The sequence below is a fragment of the Thermithiobacillus tepidarius DSM 3134 genome, assembly GCF_000423825.1.
Lineage (GTDB): Bacteria > Pseudomonadota > Gammaproteobacteria > Acidithiobacillales > Thermithiobacillaceae > Thermithiobacillus > Thermithiobacillus tepidarius.
This window is the reverse complement of the sequence record NZ_AUIS01000007.1, coordinates 92,444-109,265: the sequence shown is the minus strand read 5'-3', so window position 1 is coordinate 109,265 and position 16,822 is coordinate 92,444. Positions and strand designations below refer to the sequence as shown.

Here is a 16,822-nt window from a genome sequence, read left to right as displayed (position 1 = left end):
CCCGACAGCCTGCGACCTTTGCCATTCGCTGCGCTCACGCTCGCCTGCGGCTCGCGAAAACGGGCAGCGCCCGTTGCCTGAGGCGCCGACGGCGCCGGCTCGGACAGGCACTCGCTCGTTGCTGCCGCCCCTGGCGGTAGGAGCGAGCTTGCTCGCGAGCCACTGTGCCGATGGGGAGGCAATCGCGAGCGAGCTCGCTCCTACGAGCCAGGATGCCGGCCCGCCAGGATTTGGCACGGCACCGCAGCCGCCCGGAATACCCGTTTCCGCGGAAAGCCGGCAGGTGAGAGGGACAATGCGGCTAGGGCGGGTTCGCTGCAAGATTGGATGCCCACGGAGCGACTTGGGACTGGAGCGCAAGGTCAGGCATTCCACTCGCATTTCACGACTCACGTTTCACCTACCGGACGCACATGAACACTGCTGCTGAAGAAGTTCTCGAACACCTGGCCGCCATCAGCTTCGTCGCGGGGCGGGATGCGCGGGCGGCGTTGCCGGCGGTGGAGCCGCTGGGCGATGCCGCGGTGCTGCGCTATCTGGAAGCCGGGCGCGACTTGTTTTTTTACGATCGCGAGGCGGGCAAGGCGCTTTTCCAGCATACGGCGGCGCTGGTGCCCGCCTTCGGCGGCGTGGAGCCCTGGATCACGCAGGCGGACAGCTTTCGCAAGTTCCGCGGCAGTTGGAAGGCCCTGAGCGCCTTCCTCGAACAGGCCGGCGAGGTGCGCAGCCGCTACGGCGCGGAGGTGGAAACCCGCTGGTACGAGCTGGGCTACGCCTTCCTGGCCAGCCACGTGGACAGCGGCACCGCCTTTTTCCGGGCACCCTTCGCCGAGCTGGCGGGGACGGCGGGCAGCGTGGCGCGGATGGAAGCCCTGCTCGCACCGGCCAGGGAGCTCCTGAATCAGCGGCTGGGACTCGGCACTTACCTGCAGGGGGCGCTGCGCGTGCGCCAGATGACCGACGACGCCGGTCTGCTGGACTGGGCGCGGCGCGGCGCCGACGTGCTGCAAAGCGGCCGTCTGCGCGGGGAGGCTTATTTCCGGTTGGAAAGCGAAGAGAGTCTGGGTTTCCTGCTGGAGGTGCTGCCCGGCTATCGCACCCGCTCTCAGCAGCGTCTGCTGGCCCTGCTGGTGCAGGCCTGGTTCGGCCTGCCCATGCCGCTGGAGGACAGCAACTGGGCGCCGGACAAGGGGCGCGCCTTCGTGGAAACGGACGGGCGCCGCCTGTTCGTGCCGGCCATCATGGCCGACCGCGAGGAAGCCGTGCTGGCCCTGCTGCATACGGCGGGACACATCCGCGCCGGCAGCTACGACCGCGCGGCCATCGAGGCGCTTTTTGCCGTGATCGGCGTCGAGCATCCGCCCCTCGATGACCAGGAGCGCATCACCTGGCGCCCGCTCTTTGCCCAGTTCGGGCAGGACATGATCCGCTTCCAGCTGATCTTCGACCTATGCGAGGACCTGCGCGTGGACAACCGGGTCCGGCAGGAGGTGCCCCACTACCTGGAACGCATAGTGCAATTGGCCGAGCGTCGCCCGCGCCCCGCAGGGCCGGCCGGCGCCTATTTCACGGCGGCGCTGGAGCAGGCCAGGGCCCTGCTGGGCCAGGGCAGATTGCCCGAGCGGCTGCAGCCGCTGCTCGAACCCGGCGCCACCATCGTCGACAGCTTCCGCATCGCGCTGGCGTGGTACGCCGAGGACAGCTTCCCGTCCATTGCCCTGAGTCAGCGCGGCGAGGCTTACCTGCCCGGCCGCTCGCCCAACGCCGCCCGGCCGGTCTTCCCCACCCGCAAAGGCAAGCCGGTGGACGATGCCGGCGCGGATGAAGGCGGCTTGCTGGGCCAGCCCCACGAGGAGGAACCCAGGAAGGAGGTGCCGCAGCAGGCCGCTGGTCACGATCCCGACTTCGACATCCCGCCGGAGGACACCAGCGGTCAAGGTGGGCGCGTGGGCGTGGGCAAGCCCATGCCGAGCAAGGTGACCGGCCGCGGGCGGGGCTTCAAGAAGACGGAAGGCGGCATTCCCTATCCGGAGTGGGACTACCGGGCGGGGAGCTTCAAGGCGGACTGGGCGCGCGTGCACCTGCGCAAGCTGCAGGAGGAGGACGCCGCCGAGGCCGAGCAGCTGATGGGCCAATATCGCAGCGCGCTGCTGCGCCTGAAAAAAGCCATCCAGGCGCAGAAGCCGACCCGCTTGGCCCCGCTGCGGCGCCAGATGGAAGGCGAGGAGATCGACATCGAGGCGGCGGTGCAGTTCGTGGCCGAGCGGCACGCCGGCCAGTCGCCCAAGGCCAACGTCTACCGCCAACGCCGTCAGCAGCACCGCGACACCAGCGTGCTCCTGCTGGCGGACATGTCCACCTCCATCATGGCCCAGTTGCCGGACGGCGGCGGGCGCATCGTCGACCGCCTGCGCGCGGCCATGCTGCTCTTCGCTGAAGCGCTCAACGAGGTGGGCGACCCTTACGCCCTCTACGGCTTCGCCAGCAAGTATCGGGACAACGTGTCGGTCTATCCCATCAAGCGCTTCCAGGATGCCTTCGACTCCCGAGTGCGCGCCGTCATCGGCGGCCTGTCGGGACGCTTGGCCACGCGCATGGGCGCGGCCATCCGGCATGCCACCCGCACCATGCAGGCGAGTCCGGCCCAGCGGCGGCTCCTGCTCATCCTGTCGGACGGCCGCCCCTCCGATTACGACGACGGCGGCGACGCGCGCTACCTGCACGAGGACACGCGGATGGCGGTGAAGGAGGCGGTGGACGCCGGCGTGCATTCCTTCTGCATCACCCTCGACCCGCAGGGCAGCCAATATCTGCCCGGCATCTTCGGCGTCGGGCACTACTTGGTGCTGGATCATCTGGACAGCTTGCCGGCCCGGTTGCCGGAAGTGTATCTGCGCCTGCGCAAGGCCTGAGTGCGGCATGAACGAGACCGACAAGTTTGCGCCCCGGAGCCTGCCCACCCGCGATGCGCTGTTCATCGGCGCGGCCCGCTACCGGCGGCCGAGCTACACCTCCAATCACCCGCTGGCCATCCCGCGGGTCTCCCTGGCCTTGGATCTCATCAACGCCTACGGCGCCATCACGCCCGCCGAGTACCTGACCGGCCGCAAAGCCAGCAACAAGGAGCTGACCTGGTTCCACGAGCCGGCCTATATCCAGGCGTTCCAGCGCGCCCAGTTCCGCGGCAAGGTGACCCAGGCCGATCGCGAGCGCTTCCAGCTCGGCAACCTGGAAAATCCGTATTTCCCGGATTTTTTCGACACGCCGAGCCTCGCCACCGGCTCCAGCATCCAAGGGGCGGAGCAGGTGCTCGCCGGGCGCACCGCCTTCAGTCCGGCGGGCGGCATGCACCACGCCGCGCCGCATCAGGCGCGCGGCTTCTGCTATCTCAACGATCCGGCATTGGCTATCATGCGCCTGCGGCGGGCGGGACTGCGGGTGTTGTACCTGGATATCGACGCGCACCATGGCGACGGGGTGGAAGCCGCCTTCGTCGATGATCCGGAGACTCTGACCGCCTCCATCCACATGGACACGAGCTACGCCTATCCCTTCCAGGGCGGCGGCATCGACGACCAGCCGGGTGGTGCCGTCAACCTGCCCCTGCCGCCGGGCATCAACGACGCGGAGTACCGCCTGGCCTTCCACAGCCTGTGGTCGCGGCTGCTGGAAGGCTTCCGGCCGGACGTGGTGGTGCTGCAGGCGGGGACGGACATCCTGACCCACGATCCCCTGAGCAAATTCCGGGTCTCCAACGGCGTGTTCTGGGAGGCGGCGACACGCGTCATCGACGAGAGTCCACGGCTGCTGGTGCTGGGCGGCGGCGGCTATCATCCCATCGCCTTGGCGCGCTGCTGGACCGGCGTGTGGGCGCGACTGACGGGACGCGCTCTGGACGAGCGCCTGCCGGATGCCGCCAGTGCCCTGCTGCGCGCCGTCAACTGGGAGCTGGACGACGAAGATGCCGAGGAAACCGAGCGGCTGTATACCCACTTGAGCGACCTGCCCAACGACGGCCCGGTGCGGGAAGAAGTGCGGGCGCGCGTGCAGCGGCTGCTGGACAGTCACCCGCTGCTGGCGCCGCGGGTCATGGCCGTCAGACAGATTGAAAGCAAGGACTGAGACGAACCCCATGCCAAACCAAGAAACTGCATTGCTGCCCGGCCATGCCACGCCGGAGGGGACCAAGGCCTATCAGGCCCGCTTCGGCGCCCGCCTGCCCGAGTCGCATTACAGCGACTTTCTGAAGACGCACATCAAGATGTCATCCATCGGCATCGGCACCTTTCCGGGGCAGCCCGACGAGGCCACCGACGAGGCCTACGCCCGGATCGTCAGCCGCGCGCTGCAGGAAGGGGTCAACGTCATCGATACCGGGGCCAACTACCGCTACGGCCGCTCTCCGCGCGCGGTGGGGGAGGGGGTGCGCCGGGCTTTGGCGGCGGGCGTGCCCCGCGAAGCCATGTTCCTGGTGTCCAAGGGCGGTTTCCTCACTCTGCCCGAGGGACGGCCCGACGACATGGCGGCTTTCTTCAGGCGGGAGATCATGGCCAAAGGACTGGGCTCGCCCGAGGACTTGGCCCAAGGCATCCATCTGCTGAACCCCGCCTACATCCTTTGGCAACTGGAGCAGAGCCGCCGGGCCATGGGCGTGGAAACCCTGGACGCCTTCCTGGTGGACCAGCCGGAGATCCACATTCCGCTGATCGGCAAGGAGCGCATGCACCGCAAGCTGCTGCGCGTTTTCGAGGCGCTGGAGATGGCGGTGGCGGCGGGCAAGCTGCGTTACTACGGTATTTCCACCTTCAATGCTTGCCGGGTCGAGACGGACAATCCGCTCTTCCAGTCCATGACCAGTCTGATCGGCTTGGCGGAGAAGGCTGCCGGCGAGGGCAAGCGGCACCACCTGCGCATCGTGCAGATGCCCTTCAACTACCTGATGACCGAAGGCTTCACCCGCTTCAGCCAAGCCACCGGCCAGGGCAATGTGGCCTCCACCATCCAGGCCGCCTTCCAGCTGCGCCTGTATCTCATGGCCAGCCACACCCTGGGCAAGGGCATCCTGGCCCGCGAGAGCCCGGAAATCTTCCCGGCCATGATGCCCACGTTGGCCAATCCGGCGCAGCGGGCCATCCAGTTCAACCGCTCCACGCCGGGGGTGGGCACCACCCTGGTGGGCATCAGCCAGCCGGCCCACCTGGAAGATGCGTTGGCGGTGGCGCGCAGCGAGCCTTTGCCGAAGGAGCAGTATCTGAAAATGTATCAGCGGGCGGAGGATTAGGCCCCAGCGGAGCCGGCATTCGCACAGCAGCCCCCGCGCTGGGGGCTGCCCGGGCCGGGCGGGACAGCCTAGTGGCTGTAGCGGCGGTTCAGGAAGTAGAGCACGGACAAAAAGCCCAAGGCCAGCATGACGGAGTCCAGGTTGGGGTGGCGCGCCGGATGGGCTTCCTCCTCGGCCAGCAACCTGCTCAAGTCGGCTGCATCGGCTGCGCCCAGCGGAGTGCCAGACGCGCTGGCCAGCAGCGGGATGCTTTGCGGAGCCTGCGCCAAGGCGGTCAGCGGCATGGCTGCAAGCAGTATGGCGCAAAGGAACAGCAGAGCAAACAGGCTTCCCTTTGGAAGACGGTTTTCCATGTTTTTCCCCTTTGTGAGTTGATCCAAGCTTGGTGCGCTTTGCGGCCTTCAGATGCCGGCGCTGTTATGTTGACGCGGTGCAGCACTGAGTCGCTTTAAGTTCTCCCCGAGGCAAGTGTATGCCTTCCGGGAGGCGTGGCCATGAGGCCTTGGTCTGATTGGCAGGGGAGGTGCTGAATGCCGGGCCGACAGGCTGGGACTGGCGCCGGATTTCGCCCGGCTGCTCCCTGGTCTCAGCTCTCGTCATCCTTTTTCGGCGCCTGCTTGAGCCGGGCCAGCTCAGCCAGCATGCGCTCCTGCTCCGCGAAGGAGGGCGCGCGCTTGCCGGCCCCGTATCGGGTTTTGTCGGGCTCCTTGCCCTGGTTGACGGGCACATGGCCCGCCTGCTCCCGTTCCTTGGTGGACACATAGTCATGCAGGCCCTGGTCGTAATCCGCGTAGCGTCCCTGGTAGCCAGGCGGGGCCGGAGGGGCGCTCTTGCTGAGCCACAGGGTCTTTCGCAGCTCCTTGTTGAGCTGGGAGATGCGGTCGGCGATGCGGCTGAGATCGTAGAGGGCCGCAGCCGCCATGGCTCCGAGCAGCACGGCGCCGGGCAGCGGCCAGCCTGCCGCGAACAGGCCCAATGCCGCAGCGCTGGCTGCGGGGTAGAGCCAGAACCAGGGTTCCTTCAGATACCAGCGGTGCAGCCCCAGAGGGAACAGCAGCCACAGGGCGTAGGCCACGGCGGGCTTGCGTTGGGCGCGCAGTAGGCGCAGCTGCAGCGATTGCAGGCCGCCGCCTTCCAGATCCATTTTCTTCCATGTCTTGGTCATGGCTCATACCTTCGTTGAATGCGGTATTAAACCGTTTGATAATGTTCTGGTCTAAGTTTATTGTTGTAAGCAGTCTGCGCCTGCGCGCAAGGGGCCAACCGGGAATCGCAAATGGCTGACAGAAGATTGCAAGTCTTTCACACCGTGGCCCGCCTGTTGAGCTTCACCAAGGCGGCCGAAATCCTGCACATGACGCAGCCGGCTGTCACCTTCCAGATCAAACAGCTGGAGGAGCAGTTTAACACACGTCTGTTTGACCGTACCCACAACCGCATCAGCCTGACCGAGGCGGGCACCATCGTTTTCGAGTACGCGGAGCGCATCCTCAATCTCTACAGCGAGCTGCAGAACCGGGTGGGCGAAATGACCGGGGACGTGCGCGGCGTGCTCCTGCTGGGCGCGAGCACCACCATTGCCGAGTACATGCTGCCGCGCGTGCTGGGGGACTTCAAGGAGCGCTACCCTGAGGTGCAGGTGCGCATGCACGTGGCCAATACCGACCGCATCGTGAGCATGGTGGAAGACAACACCATCGATTTGGGCGTGGTGGAAGCGGCGGTCAGCAACAAGAGCCTGGCCGTGCGCAAGTGCTGCATGGACCAGATGGTGGCCATTTTCCCGCCGACCCATTTTCTGGCGCAGCAAAGCAGCGTGAGGGCGGCGGATCTGCTCAATTACGCCTTCGTATCGCGCGAAGAGGGGTCCGGCACGCGGGAAGTCACCAACGAGTATCTGGCCGCCGCCGGCCTGGACCCCAACGACCTCAACATCACCATGGAGCTGGGCAGCCCCGAGTCCGTCAAGGGCGCCGTGGAAGGCGGGCTGGGCATTTCCGTGGTGTCGGAAGCGACGGTGCGCAAGGAGATCGCCCTGGGCACGCTGGTGGCGATACCGCTGGAGCCGCCCCTGGCCCGGCCCTTCCTGTTCGTGTATCAGAAGCAGAAGTTCCGCAGCCATGTGATGGACGAGTTTCTGGAATTCGCCAAGGAGCGCTGCGGCGACGAGTGGGTCTTCCCGTCCTAACGGACGTTTCCTTATTGCAGGAGTCGGGTGTGAAGCGATTTGCCGTGGTGCAGCACAGCTATTCCGAATTTCTGGGCCTGATCGAAACCCAGCTTGAGAAGCGCGACATCGGCTTCATCTACTTCCGGCCTTTCCTGGGCCAGGATCTGCCGGGCAGCGGCCTGCAATTCGATGCCCTCTTCCTGCTGGGCGGGCCCATGTCGCCGCTGGATAGCGGGCAGCATGCCTGGCTGCAGGACGAGATCCGCGTGATCGGCGCTTTCCGCCAAGCCAGGCGTCCCATCGTCGGCATCGGCATGGGCGCCATGCTGATGGCGGCTTACGAGGGGGCGCAGCTGAGCGCGGAGCCCGCCATCAACGCCTACTGGACCACGGCGCACAAGACCCGCACCGGAGAGGGGGATCCCCTGGCCGAGGCAGTGGATGGTGAGCCCGTGCTGGTGTGGGCGCCGGGACAGGCGATCCTGCCGCCGGGCATGGAACCGATCCTGGTGGACGACGCCGGCCGCTGGATCGCCTTCCGCCCCGACGCCCAGAGCATCGGCATGCTGTTTCGGCCGGAAATGAAGCCGGGCATGATCGAGGACATCCTCATGGAGGAGGACCGCGAAGTGCCCGAGAATGTCGGTGAGCTCATGGAACGCATGCGCGAGCTGTGGCCGCAGATGCAGCGCCAGACCGACAAGGTGGTGGTGGCGCTGGTGAGCAGCCTGCAGCTGATGCAGGAGCGCCACAAGCCGCCCGTGTTCAGCCTGAAGGTGGAGCAATGACCGAAGTTGAGAAAAGACTGCTGCTGATCCTGGCGGATCTCGGCGAGACCGAACAGCGGAGCCTGCTGGATTTCGCGGAGTTTCTGGCGAGCCGGGCCGGTGCGGTGCGGGCTTTGCCCGCACCCCGGACGCGGGAGCCGGCGCAACCGGATCTGCTCCCGCGTCCCGAGCAGGAAACGGTGGTGGGCGCCATCAAGCGGCTGCGCCAGAGCTATCCCATGCTGGACCGGCGCAAGCTCCTGAACGAGACCTCCGCGGCCATGTCCAAGCATGCCATCGGCGGCGTCAAGGCGGAGATCGTCATCGACGAACTCGAGGAGGTCTTCGCCCGTCATTACACTCTTTACTGCGAAACCTTCTACAGCGCCTCCGACGCGTAGTCCGCCAGGCGCGAGCGTTCGCCGCGGCGCAGGGTGATGTGGCCGCTGTGGGGCCAGTCCTTGAAGCGGTCCACCACGTAGGTCAGGCCCGAGGTGGTTTCCGTCAGGTAAGGCGTATCGATCTGGGCGATGTTGCCCAGGCAGACGATCTTGGTTTCCGGGCCGGCGCGGGTGACCAGGGTCTTCATCTGCTTGGGAGTCAGATTCTGGGCCTCGTCGATGATGACGAACTTGTTCAGGAAGGTGCGCCCGCGCATGAAGCTCAGGGACTTGACCCGGATGCGCTTGCTCAGCAGGTCCTGAGTAGCCTGCCGACCCCAGACCCCGCCGTCGCCGCTCTGCCCCAGGATCTCCAGGTTGTCCTCCAGCGCGCCCATCCACGGCATCATCTTTTCCTCCTCGGTGCCGGGCAGGTAGCCGATGTCCTCGCCCACCGGCACGGTGGCGCGGGTGATGATGATCTCGTTGTAGCGCTTCTCGTCCATGATCTGGTGCAGAGCCGCGGCCAGGGTCAGCAGGGTCTTGCCGGTGCCGGCCTGGCCGAGGATGGACACGAAGTCGATCTCCGGATCCATGAGCATGTTCAGGGCGAAATTCTGCTCCCGGTTGCGGGCGTTGATGCCCCACACGCTGTGGCGGCTCTGGGTGTAATCCCGGGCGCGCTCGATGATGGCGGCGTTGGGCTCCACCTCGCGGACGATGAAGTTGAAGTCCGGGTCGTCCTCCAGGTAGAGGAACTGATTGGGATGCCACTGCCGGGTCAGCGGTCCGGTGATGCGATAGAAGGTGCGGCCTTCCTCGCGCCAGGCGGCCACTTCCTTCTCGTGGTTTTCCCAGAAGTCGGCCGGCACGGCGCACACGCCCGTGTAGAGCAGGTCGGCGTCCTCCAGAGCCTGGTCGGTGGTGTAGTCCTCCACCCGCAGGCCCAGGGTGCGGCCCTTGATGCGCAGGTTGATGTCCTTGCTGACCAGGATCACGTCACGGTCGGGATGCTGCTCGCGCAAATCCAGCGTGATGGCCAGGATCTGGTTGTCCACCTTGCCGCCGGCCATGTTGCTCGGCAGTGTGTGGGTGTGGGCGATGGTCTGAAAGTAGAGCCGGCCCTCGGCATGGGGCAGGGGCAGGCCGGTGTCGATGTCGGCCGTGCTGCCCAGGAGTTCGTCGAGATAGCGGCTGACCTGACGCACGTTGCGGGCGGTTTCGGTCAGGCCCTTCTTGTGGGCATCCAGCTCCTCCAGGACCACCATGGGCAGCAGGATGTCGTGCTCCTGAAAGCGGAACAGGGCGCTCGGATCGTGCATCAGCACGTTGGTGTCCAGGACGTAGAGTCTTTTGCGGCTGGCGTCGGGGGAGTCGGATTGCATGATGTCTGCCCTGTACTTGGAATGATCGCTAGGGAAGCCGCTTGACGAGATCCAGCATGGCGGCGGCGTGGCCATCCACCTTGACCTTGCGCTCCACGTGGGCCAGGCGGCCGTCGCGGTCGATGACGAAGGTGCTGCGCTCGATGCCCATGACCTTTTTGCCGTACATGTTCTTTTCCTTGATCACGTCGTAGGCGCGGCATGCGGTTTCGTCGACGTCAGCCAGGAGCGGAAAGGGGAAGCCGTATTTTTCAGCGAACTTGCAGTGGGACTGGATGGTGTCGCGGGAGATGCCCAGCACCTCGGCGTCGGCGCCTTGGAACTCCGGGTACAAGGCGGCGAAATCGCGCCCTTCGGTGGTGCAGCCGGGGGTGTCGTCCTTGGGATAGAAGTACAGCACTATCTTCCGGCCGCGCAGGTCGGCAAGGCGGATCTGGCGCCCGTCATGGGCGGGCAAGGTGAAATCCGGTGCGGCGGCGCCGGTTTGCAAAGCGGTGTCGTTCATTTCCCCTCCATGTTGTCGCAAGCTCCACAAGTTCCAAGTTAGCCAGCCGCACCGCCCTTGTCCAGCCCCGGAAGGCCGGCGGATCGGGGCCGATTGCGGGAATTGCCTTGCCAAATCGGGGTAAGGCTCAGTACCATTGCTCTTCATTTGCGACTGGTGGAGATGCGCTTTATGTTCCAAGGCAGTATGGTTGCCCTGGTGACGCCCATGCAGGACGACGGCACCCTCGACGAGGTCCGTCTGCGCGAGCTGGTGGAGTGGCACCTGTCCGAGGGCACGGATGCCATCGTGGCCGTGGGAACGACCGGCGAATCCGCCACGCTGAACGAGACGGAACACCTGCGCGCCATCCAGATCGTGGTGGAACAGGTGCGTGAGCGGGCGCCGGTGATTGCCGGCACTGGGGCCAACGCCACCAGCGAGGCCATCGCGCTCACCACGGCGGCGGCGGAGCTGGGGGCCGACGCAGCCCTGCTGGTCACCCCCTACTACAACAAGCCGACCCAGGAAGGCCTGTTTCAGCATTATCGCGCCATTGCCCAGGCCTGCCCCCTGCCGCAGATCCTCTACAACGTGCCTGGGCGCACCGGCTGCGATCTGCAACCCGCCACCATCGAACGCCTGGCCGCGATTCCCAATATCATCGGGGTCAAGGAGGCCACCGGCAACATCACCCGCGCCGAGGAGATCCTGGCCCGCTGCGGCGGGCGCATGGACGTCTATGCCGGCGACGATGCGTCAGCCTTGGCGCTGATGCTGCTGGGTGCCAAGGGCGTCATCTCCGTCACCGCCAACGTGGCGCCGGGCGACATGGCGCGCATGTGCCGCGCGGCACGCGAGGGCGACCTGGCGACGGCGCGCACCCTCAACGACAAGCTGCTGCCCCTGCACGTGGATCTCTTCCTTGAATCCAATCCCATCCCTGTCAAATGGGCGTTGGCGGAGATGGGCCGCATCGGCCCGATGCTGCGCCTGCCCCTGACCCCGCTCAGCGAAAGCTTGCGGCCCCAGCTCTTGGCGTCCATGCGCCAGGCGGGCTGCCTGTGATTTTGCCGATTCCAGTCCGGAGATCGAAACCCATGTCGCGTTGGATCATCGTTGCCGCCTCGTCGGCGTTCCTGCTGGCCGGCTGCCAGTATTTGCCTTTCACGGGAGATAAGAGCGGGCCCAAGTACAATGACGCCAAGACTCTGCCCCCCCTGGAAGTGCCGCCGGATCTCCTGGCCGCGCCGGTCCAGCCGGGATTGCAGATCCCGCCCGCCAGGGCGGCGGCACCGGCGGGGGGCAGCCCTGCCAGTCCGGCGCCCGCCAGTCCGGCCGGTTTCGCCGTGTCCGAACGCGGTCGCGATGTGCCGTCCGCCGCGCCGGCCGCAACGCAGCCGGCAACAGTCGCCGCCAGTACGCTGACGGACAGCGGTGCGGCCTCCACTCTGCGCGTCCAGATGCCTGCCGCCGTGCTGTGGCCGGTGGTGCGGACGGCCCTGCAGAAGGAGGGCTTCACGGTGGCCAGTCTGGACGAGCAGGCCGGCGTGCTGGAAACGGATTGGCAGGGGCAGCGTACTGGCTTGAGCGCTCTGCTCGGATCGGCCGTGGCCCCGAACGCGCGGGAAAAATACATCGTGATCATGCGCGGCGAAGCGGATGGCAGCCAGGTGCTGAGCGCGCGGCAGATCCGCCAGGACAGCGATCCGCAGACGACCGGCGAGGCCTGGACCGAGGCGCAACCCGATGCCAAGGCGGTGGTGGCCCTGCTGAAGTCCATCCAGGAGAGCATCGAGCAGGGTGGCAAGCAGGCCGCTCTGCCATCCATGAAAGTGGAGCGCCTGCGCGATCAGCAGGGCAGCTATCTGGTGTTGAGCCTGCCGCCGGAGCAGGCCCAGGCGCGGGTGGAAGAAACCCTCAAGGGTTTGGGCTATCAGGCCGTGGCCGGCCAGCGCCCGGGCGAGTTCGTCGTCACCGCGTCGGCGGAGCAGGCGCAGAAGAAAAAGGGCATCCTTGCGGACATCTGGTCGCAATTGAGCGAGGGCGTGCGCGGCGCTTTCCGCAGCGATGACAAGGCCAAGGCGGCGCAAGTGCAGATGCGCGTGCGCCTGTCCCGCGATGCCCAAGGCCCGGGCAGCGTGTTGGAGGTGCTGCCGGTTGACCAGGGCGCCCAGGGCGCGGTGGAGCGCCTGCTGCAGCAGTTGGCCGAGCGTCTGGGCGGCCGTTCGGCCGCCTGAGATGGCCGTGCGCTTCGCCTGTCTGGGAAGCGGCAGCGGCGGCAATGCCTGGGTGGTGGCCAGCGGCAGCACCCGCGTGCTGCTGGACGCCGGTTTTTTCGGGCAGGAAACCGCTTGGCGCCTGGGGCGATTGGGCCTGTCGCCGGCGGACCTGGATGCCGTGATCCTGACCCACGAGCATGGCGATCACGTGCGCGGGGCCGGCGTGCTGGCGCGGCGCTTCCGCCTGCCCGTGTGGTCGACTGCCGGCACCGCGCGCGCCGTGGCGCGCCTGGGGCCTTTTCCCGAGTTGCACGCCTTCCGGGCGGGTGCGCCCATCGTCTTGGGCGACTTGCGCCTGGACCCCTTTGCAGTCCTGCACGACGCCGCCGAACCGTGCGCTTTTGTGGTTTCCGACGGCGATCGCCGCTTGGGCTTGGCCACCGACCTGGGCTGCGTCACCCCGCCGGTGGAAGCCGCCCTGGCGGCCTGCCACGCTTTGGTGCTGGAGTGCAATCATGATCCGGACATGCTGCGGACCGGGCCCTATCCGGCCAGCCTGAAGCAGCGGGTCGGTGGCGCCTACGGGCACCTGTCCAACGCCCAGGGCGCGGCGCTGCTGGGTGCATTGCGGCATGGGCATCTGGGGACGGTGGTCGCCGCCCATCTGAGCGCCAAGAATAATCGGCCGGCCCTGGCGCAGGGGGCCTTGGCCCAGGTGCTGGGCTGCGCGCCCGCAGAGGTGCGCGTTGCGGATCAGCACCAAGGACTGGATTGGCATACTGTTTAGAAGGTTGAGACATGATCGAACGTTATACCCGCCCGGAAATGGGCGCCCTGTGGACCCAGGAAGCCAAGTATCAGGCCTGGCTGGACGTGGAGCTGGCCGCCTGTCGGGCCTTGGCGGCCCAGGGCCGGATTCCGGCCGAGGATCTAGCCACCATCGAGGCCAAGGCCGCTTTCGACGCGGCGCGCATCGAAGAGATCGAACGCGAGGTCAAGCATGACGTCATCGCCTTCTTGACCTCCGTAGCCGAGTTCGTGGGGCCGTCCAGCCGCTTCATCCACCAAGGGCTGACCAGCTCCGACGTGGTGGACACCGGCTTCGCCCTGCAATTGAAGCGGGCCGGCGAGCTGCTGCTGCAAGGCATGGACCGTCTCATGCGCGCCCTGCACCGCCGTGCCTGGGAACACAAGGACACCATCATGATCGGTCGCTCCCATGGCATCCATGCCGAGCCGGTGACCTTCGGCCTCAAGCTGGCCGTCTGGTACGCCGAGGCCGGCCGCAACCGGGCACGGCTGCAGGCTGCCATCGACGACGTGGCGGTGGGCATGCTCTCCGGCGCGGTGGGCACCTTCGCCAACATCGATCCCTCGGTGGAAGAGGCGGTGTGCCGCGAGTTGGGCCTGACCCCCGAGCCGGCCAGTACCCAGGTCATTTCCCGCGACCGCCACGCCCATTTTTTCAACACCCTGGCCGTGATTGCCGGCTCCATCGAAAAGATTGCGGTGGAGATCCGCCATCTGCAGCGCACCGAGGTGCTGGAAGCCGAGGAGCCCTTCACCAAGGGGCAGAAGGGCAGCTCCGCCATGCCGCACAAGCGCAACCCGATCCTGTCGGAGAACCTGACGGGTTTGGCGCGGCTGGTGCGCGGCTATGCGGGCATGGCCCTGGAGAACATCGCCCTCTGGCACGAGCGCGACATCTCCCATTCCTCCGTGGAGCGGGTGATCGGGCCGGATGCCACCATCACGCTGGACTTCATGCTGCATCGGGTGAGCGGGCTCATCGAAAACCTGGTGGTCTACCCCGAGAACATGCTGAAGAATCTCAACCAGATGCACGGCCTCATCTTTTCGCAGCGGGTGCTGCTGGCCCTCACCGAGAAGGGCGCGCTCCGGGAGGATGCCTACCGCTGGGTGCAGCGCAACGCCATGCGCGTCTGGGAGGCGGGCGAGGACTTCAAGTCCCTGCTGGCCCGGGATCCGGACGTGAGCGGCAAGTTGAGCCCGGCCGAGCTGGATGAGCTCTTCAGCCTGGATTACCACACCAAGGAGATCGACCGGATCTTCGAGCGGGTGTTCGGGCCGTCCCTTTCCGTGTAAGCCGGGCGCGCCCGGCCTGGAGCCATAGCATGCAAAAAGGCGAGCAACTGTACGAGGGCAAGGCCAAGGTGGTGTACGCCACCGACGACCCCCAGCGCCTCATCCTGCACTTCAAGGACGATACCTCCGCTTTCGACGGCGAGAAGGTGGAACGCTTGGCCCACAAGGGCGAGGTGAACAACAAGTTCAACGCCTTCATCATGCAGAAGCTGGCGGCGGCGGGCATCCCCAATCACTTCGAGCGCCTGCTCTCCGAGCGGGAGAGCGTAGTCAAGCGTTTGGAGATGATCCCGGTGGAGTGCGTGGTGCGCAACGTCACCGCGGGCTCCATCTCCCGACGCCTCGGCGTGCCCGAAGGCATGGAACTCGATCCGCCTACCTTCGAGTTCTTCCTCAAGAACGACGCTTTGCATGATCCCATGGTCAACGAGTCGCACATCCGTGCCTTCGGCTGGGCCACGGAAGAAGAGGTGGCACGCATGAAGGAGCTCACCTACAGGGCCAACGAGGTCCTGAAGAAGCTCTTTGCCGACGCCGGGCTGATCCTGGTGGACTTCAAGCTGGAATTCGGCCGCTTCGACGGCCAGGTGCTGCTCGGCGACGAGTTCAGCCCGGATGGTTGCCGCCTGTGGGATGCGCAGACGCGCGAGAAACTGGACAAGGATCGCTTCCGCCGCGGCTTGGGGGGCGTGGTGGAGGCGTATCAGGAGGTGGCGAGGAGGCTGGGGGTGGCGTTGTAGCCTGGGCTGCGCTTGCGGCTGGAGTTAGGTGCCGGGGGTTGCCCGGCGGCAATCGGCTTTTTGCCGCTCGTTGCGTTCGCATTCTTGGACGCGCAAGCGAGTAGGTTGGGCTGCACCTGCGTAGCCCAACGGGTTTAAGGTAGGAGCGAGCTGGCTCGCGATCCGCCACCCCGGCCGCCGCCCGATCGCGGGCCAGCCCGCTTCTACAGCCTAAGCTGCCGGCCCGCTAGGCTTGGCATGGCGACGCAGCCGCCCGGAACACCCGCTCTCTGGGGGAGAGGGCAGGGTGAGGGGACGGTAGTGCGAAGGCCCGGCCATCGCCCCTGGACCGCGCTGCCGCCGCCAGCCGTAGGAGCGGGCTGGCCCGCGATCAGCATAGCGACCGCCGCCGAGTCACGGGCCAGTCCGCTCCTACCCTCCCGTGAACCCGCGCGGCCCAGTTTGCTGCCGTGGCAACGATGGCACGGCGCCCGCGCGCCGCATGCTCTTCTGCCAGGAACGGGCGGGATGGGGACGATTTGGATTCGGCGGTCCCTGTTCCTTAATCATCTGCTCCGCGTGCGGGAGGTCACTGCATGTACATCCCCTCTGCTTTCAAGGAAAGCTCGCTGCCGCGCTTGCAGGCGTTCGTGCAGGACCATCCTTTCGCCGCCCTGGTGACTTGCCCGTCCGAGCGCTCCGGAGCGGGGCCCTTTGCGAGTCATGTGCCGCTGCTGCTGAATGCCGATCGGGGAGCGCAGGGCGTGCTGCGCGGGCATGTGGCGCGGGCCAATCCGCAGTGGCGGCACTTCGCGCCAGCGCGGGAGGTGCTGGCGATTTTCCATGGGCCGCATGCCGCCGTGTCTTCCGCCTGGTACGAGGAACCGGCTGCGGCTGTGCCGACCTGGAATTACGCGGCGGTGCATGTCTATGGCCGGGTCCGGCTGATCGCGGACACGGAGGAGGCACTTGTCCTGCTGCGGGACATGACGGCGCGCTTCCAGCCCGAAGGCGGCCATGTGCCGCTGCAGCCCCCTGCGGCGCGCACGCAGCAGCTGCTGTCCGCCATCGTGGCTTTCGAGATCGACATTACCCGCTGGGAAGGCAAGTTCAAATTGGGCCAGAACCGTTCCGCGGCGGACCGCCGGCGCATTCGGGAGGCGTTGCGGGAGCGGGGTGGGCATGATGATCTGGCGCTGGCGGAGATGATGCAGACGTTGGATAATTAGCGTTTTGCCACGTCTGTTTCGCAAATGCGAGGTTGCGCTTGCGAAGACGGTTGCGCCGAGCTGCGCTGCCGGCACGCGC

16 protein-coding genes are annotated in these 16,822 nt (G+C 66.5%); 12 read left to right on the top strand and 4 right to left on the bottom strand.

Going from position 1 to position 16,822, the window contains the following annotated elements; all coding sequences use genetic code 11:
- Nucleotides 1–413 precede the first annotated feature (413 nt).
- Genes G579_RS0105205 through G579_RS0105195 form a run of 3 tightly spaced genes read left to right on the top strand, consistent with a single transcriptional unit; the run spans nt 414 to nt 5,281 of the window.
- Nucleotides 414–2,912 carry a nitric oxide reductase activation protein NorD gene (locus G579_RS0105205; protein WP_028989330.1) on the top strand — a complete coding sequence of 833 codons (2,499 nt, stop codon included), beginning with the start codon at nt 414–416 and terminating at the stop codon, nt 2,910–2,912.
- Between the two features lie 7 nt (nt 2,913–2,919).
- Nucleotides 2,920–4,122, top strand: a complete 1,203-nt coding sequence (locus tag G579_RS0105200) for an acetoin utilization protein AcuC (RefSeq protein WP_028989329.1) — start codon at nt 2,920–2,922, stop codon at nt 4,120–4,122.
- Between the two features lie 10 nt (nt 4,123–4,132).
- Nucleotides 4,133–5,281: an aldo/keto reductase gene (locus tag G579_RS0105195; protein ID WP_028989328.1), complete on the top strand. Its 1,149-nt coding sequence runs from the start codon at nt 4,133–4,135 to the stop codon at nt 5,279–5,281.
- Between the two features lie 68 nt (nt 5,282–5,349).
- Here the strand turns inward: G579_RS0105195 and G579_RS19150 are convergent, their stop codons facing one another.
- Nucleotides 5,350–5,661, bottom strand: a complete 312-nt coding sequence (locus G579_RS19150) for a hypothetical protein (RefSeq protein ID WP_162142972.1) — start codon at nt 5,659–5,661, stop codon at nt 5,350–5,352.
- Nucleotides 5,662–5,867: 206 nt separating this feature from the next.
- Entirely contained in the window at nt 5,868–6,446 is a 579-nt protein-coding gene (locus tag G579_RS0105185) for a TM2 domain-containing protein (protein WP_028989326.1), read from the bottom strand.
- Nucleotides 6,447–6,557: 111 nt separating this feature from the next.
- On the opposite strand from G579_RS0105185, the gene G579_RS0105180 reads away from it, so the two are divergent.
- Genes G579_RS0105180 through G579_RS0105170 form a run of 3 tightly spaced genes read left to right on the top strand, consistent with a single transcriptional unit; the run spans nt 6,558 to nt 8,619 of the window.
- Nucleotides 6,558–7,469 (top strand): selenium metabolism-associated LysR family transcriptional regulator, encoded by a 912-nt coding sequence (locus tag G579_RS0105180; RefSeq protein WP_028989325.1) that lies wholly within the window; start codon nt 6,558–6,560, stop codon nt 7,467–7,469.
- Between the two features lie 29 nt (nt 7,470–7,498).
- Nucleotides 7,499–8,239, top strand: coding sequence for a type 1 glutamine amidotransferase (locus tag G579_RS0105175; RefSeq protein WP_028989324.1), 741 nt, complete (start codon nt 7,499–7,501; stop codon nt 8,237–8,239).
- Nucleotides 8,236–8,619: a hypothetical protein gene (locus G579_RS0105170; protein ID WP_028989323.1), complete on the top strand. Its 384-nt coding sequence runs from the start codon at nt 8,236–8,238 to the stop codon at nt 8,617–8,619. Before G579_RS0105175 ends, G579_RS0105170 begins: the two co-directional genes overlap by 4 nt.
- Here G579_RS0105170 and G579_RS0105165 read toward each other — a convergent pair.
- On the bottom strand, nt 8,598–9,983 hold the full coding sequence (locus G579_RS0105165; RefSeq protein WP_028989322.1) for a PhoH family protein: 1,386 nt from the start codon (nt 9,981–9,983) through the stop codon (nt 8,598–8,600). The genes G579_RS0105170 and G579_RS0105165 overlap by 22 nt on opposite strands.
- A gap of 28 nt (nt 9,984–10,011) precedes the next feature.
- Nucleotides 10,012–10,488 (bottom strand): peroxiredoxin, encoded by a 477-nt coding sequence (locus tag G579_RS0105160; protein ID WP_028989321.1) that lies wholly within the window; start codon nt 10,486–10,488, stop codon nt 10,012–10,014.
- Between the two features lie 171 nt (nt 10,489–10,659).
- On the opposite strand from G579_RS0105160, the gene dapA reads away from it, so the two are divergent.
- The 6 genes from dapA to G579_RS0105130 all read left to right on the top strand — a co-directional run bounded on the left by dapA (nt 10,660) and on the right by G579_RS0105130 (nt 16,743).
- Entirely contained in the window at nt 10,660–11,535 is an 876-nt protein-coding gene (gene dapA, locus G579_RS0105155; protein WP_028989320.1) for a 4-hydroxy-tetrahydrodipicolinate synthase, read from the top strand.
- Nucleotides 11,536–11,567: 32 nt separating this feature from the next.
- Nucleotides 11,568–12,707, top strand: a complete 1,140-nt coding sequence (gene bamC / locus G579_RS0105150; protein ID WP_028989319.1) for an outer membrane protein assembly factor BamC — start codon at nt 11,568–11,570, stop codon at nt 12,705–12,707.
- Nucleotides 12,708–12,714: 7 nt separating this feature from the next.
- On the top strand, nt 12,715–13,476 hold the full coding sequence (locus G579_RS0105145; protein WP_028989318.1) for an MBL fold metallo-hydrolase: 762 nt from the start codon (nt 12,715–12,717) through the stop codon (nt 13,474–13,476).
- A gap of 11 nt (nt 13,477–13,487) precedes the next feature.
- Nucleotides 13,488–14,795 carry an adenylosuccinate lyase gene (gene purB / locus G579_RS0105140; RefSeq protein ID WP_028989317.1) on the top strand — a complete coding sequence of 436 codons (1,308 nt, stop codon included), beginning with the start codon at nt 13,488–13,490 and terminating at the stop codon, nt 14,793–14,795.
- A gap of 29 nt (nt 14,796–14,824) precedes the next feature.
- The gene (purC, locus tag G579_RS0105135; protein WP_028989316.1) at nt 14,825–15,535 is read left to right on the top strand and encodes a phosphoribosylaminoimidazolesuccinocarboxamide synthase; all 711 of its coding nucleotides are present in this window, start codon (nt 14,825–14,827) and stop codon (nt 15,533–15,535) included.
- Nucleotides 15,536–16,110: 575 nt separating this feature from the next.
- Nucleotides 16,111–16,743, top strand: a complete 633-nt coding sequence (locus G579_RS0105130) for an FMN-binding negative transcriptional regulator (protein ID WP_028989315.1) — start codon at nt 16,111–16,113, stop codon at nt 16,741–16,743.
- Nucleotides 16,744–16,822: the final 79 nt, after the last annotated feature.

What these genes read in the sequence shown, in the direction of transcription:
- G579_RS0105160 (WP_028989321.1), bottom strand. Translation starts at nt 10,488, where the DNA reads ATGAACGACACCGCTTTGCAAACCGGCGCCGCCGCACCGGATTTCACC.
- purB (WP_028989317.1), top strand. Translation starts at nt 13,488, where the DNA reads ATGATCGAACGTTATACCCGCCCGGAAATGGGCGCCCTGTGGACCCAG.
- G579_RS0105180 (WP_028989325.1), top strand. Translation starts at nt 6,558, where the DNA reads ATGGCTGACAGAAGATTGCAAGTCTTTCACACCGTGGCCCGCCTGTTG.
- G579_RS0105130 (WP_028989315.1), top strand. Translation starts at nt 16,111, where the DNA reads ATGTACATCCCCTCTGCTTTCAAGGAAAGCTCGCTGCCGCGCTTGCAG.
- G579_RS0105170 (WP_028989323.1), top strand. Translation starts at nt 8,236, where the DNA reads ATGACCGAAGTTGAGAAAAGACTGCTGCTGATCCTGGCGGATCTCGGC.
- dapA (WP_028989320.1), top strand. Translation starts at nt 10,660, where the DNA reads ATGTTCCAAGGCAGTATGGTTGCCCTGGTGACGCCCATGCAGGACGAC.
- purC (WP_028989316.1), top strand. Translation starts at nt 14,825, where the DNA reads ATGCAAAAAGGCGAGCAACTGTACGAGGGCAAGGCCAAGGTGGTGTAC.
- G579_RS0105165 (WP_028989322.1), bottom strand. Translation starts at nt 9,983, where the DNA reads ATGCAATCCGACTCCCCCGACGCCAGCCGCAAAAGACTCTACGTCCTG.
- G579_RS0105205 (WP_028989330.1), top strand. Translation starts at nt 414, where the DNA reads ATGAACACTGCTGCTGAAGAAGTTCTCGAACACCTGGCCGCCATCAGC.
- G579_RS0105200 (WP_028989329.1), top strand. Translation starts at nt 2,920, where the DNA reads ATGAACGAGACCGACAAGTTTGCGCCCCGGAGCCTGCCCACCCGCGAT.
- G579_RS0105185 (WP_028989326.1), bottom strand. Translation starts at nt 6,446, where the DNA reads ATGACCAAGACATGGAAGAAAATGGATCTGGAAGGCGGCGGCCTGCAA.
- bamC (WP_028989319.1), top strand. Translation starts at nt 11,568, where the DNA reads ATGTCGCGTTGGATCATCGTTGCCGCCTCGTCGGCGTTCCTGCTGGCC.
- G579_RS0105195 (WP_028989328.1), top strand. Translation starts at nt 4,133, where the DNA reads ATGCCAAACCAAGAAACTGCATTGCTGCCCGGCCATGCCACGCCGGAG.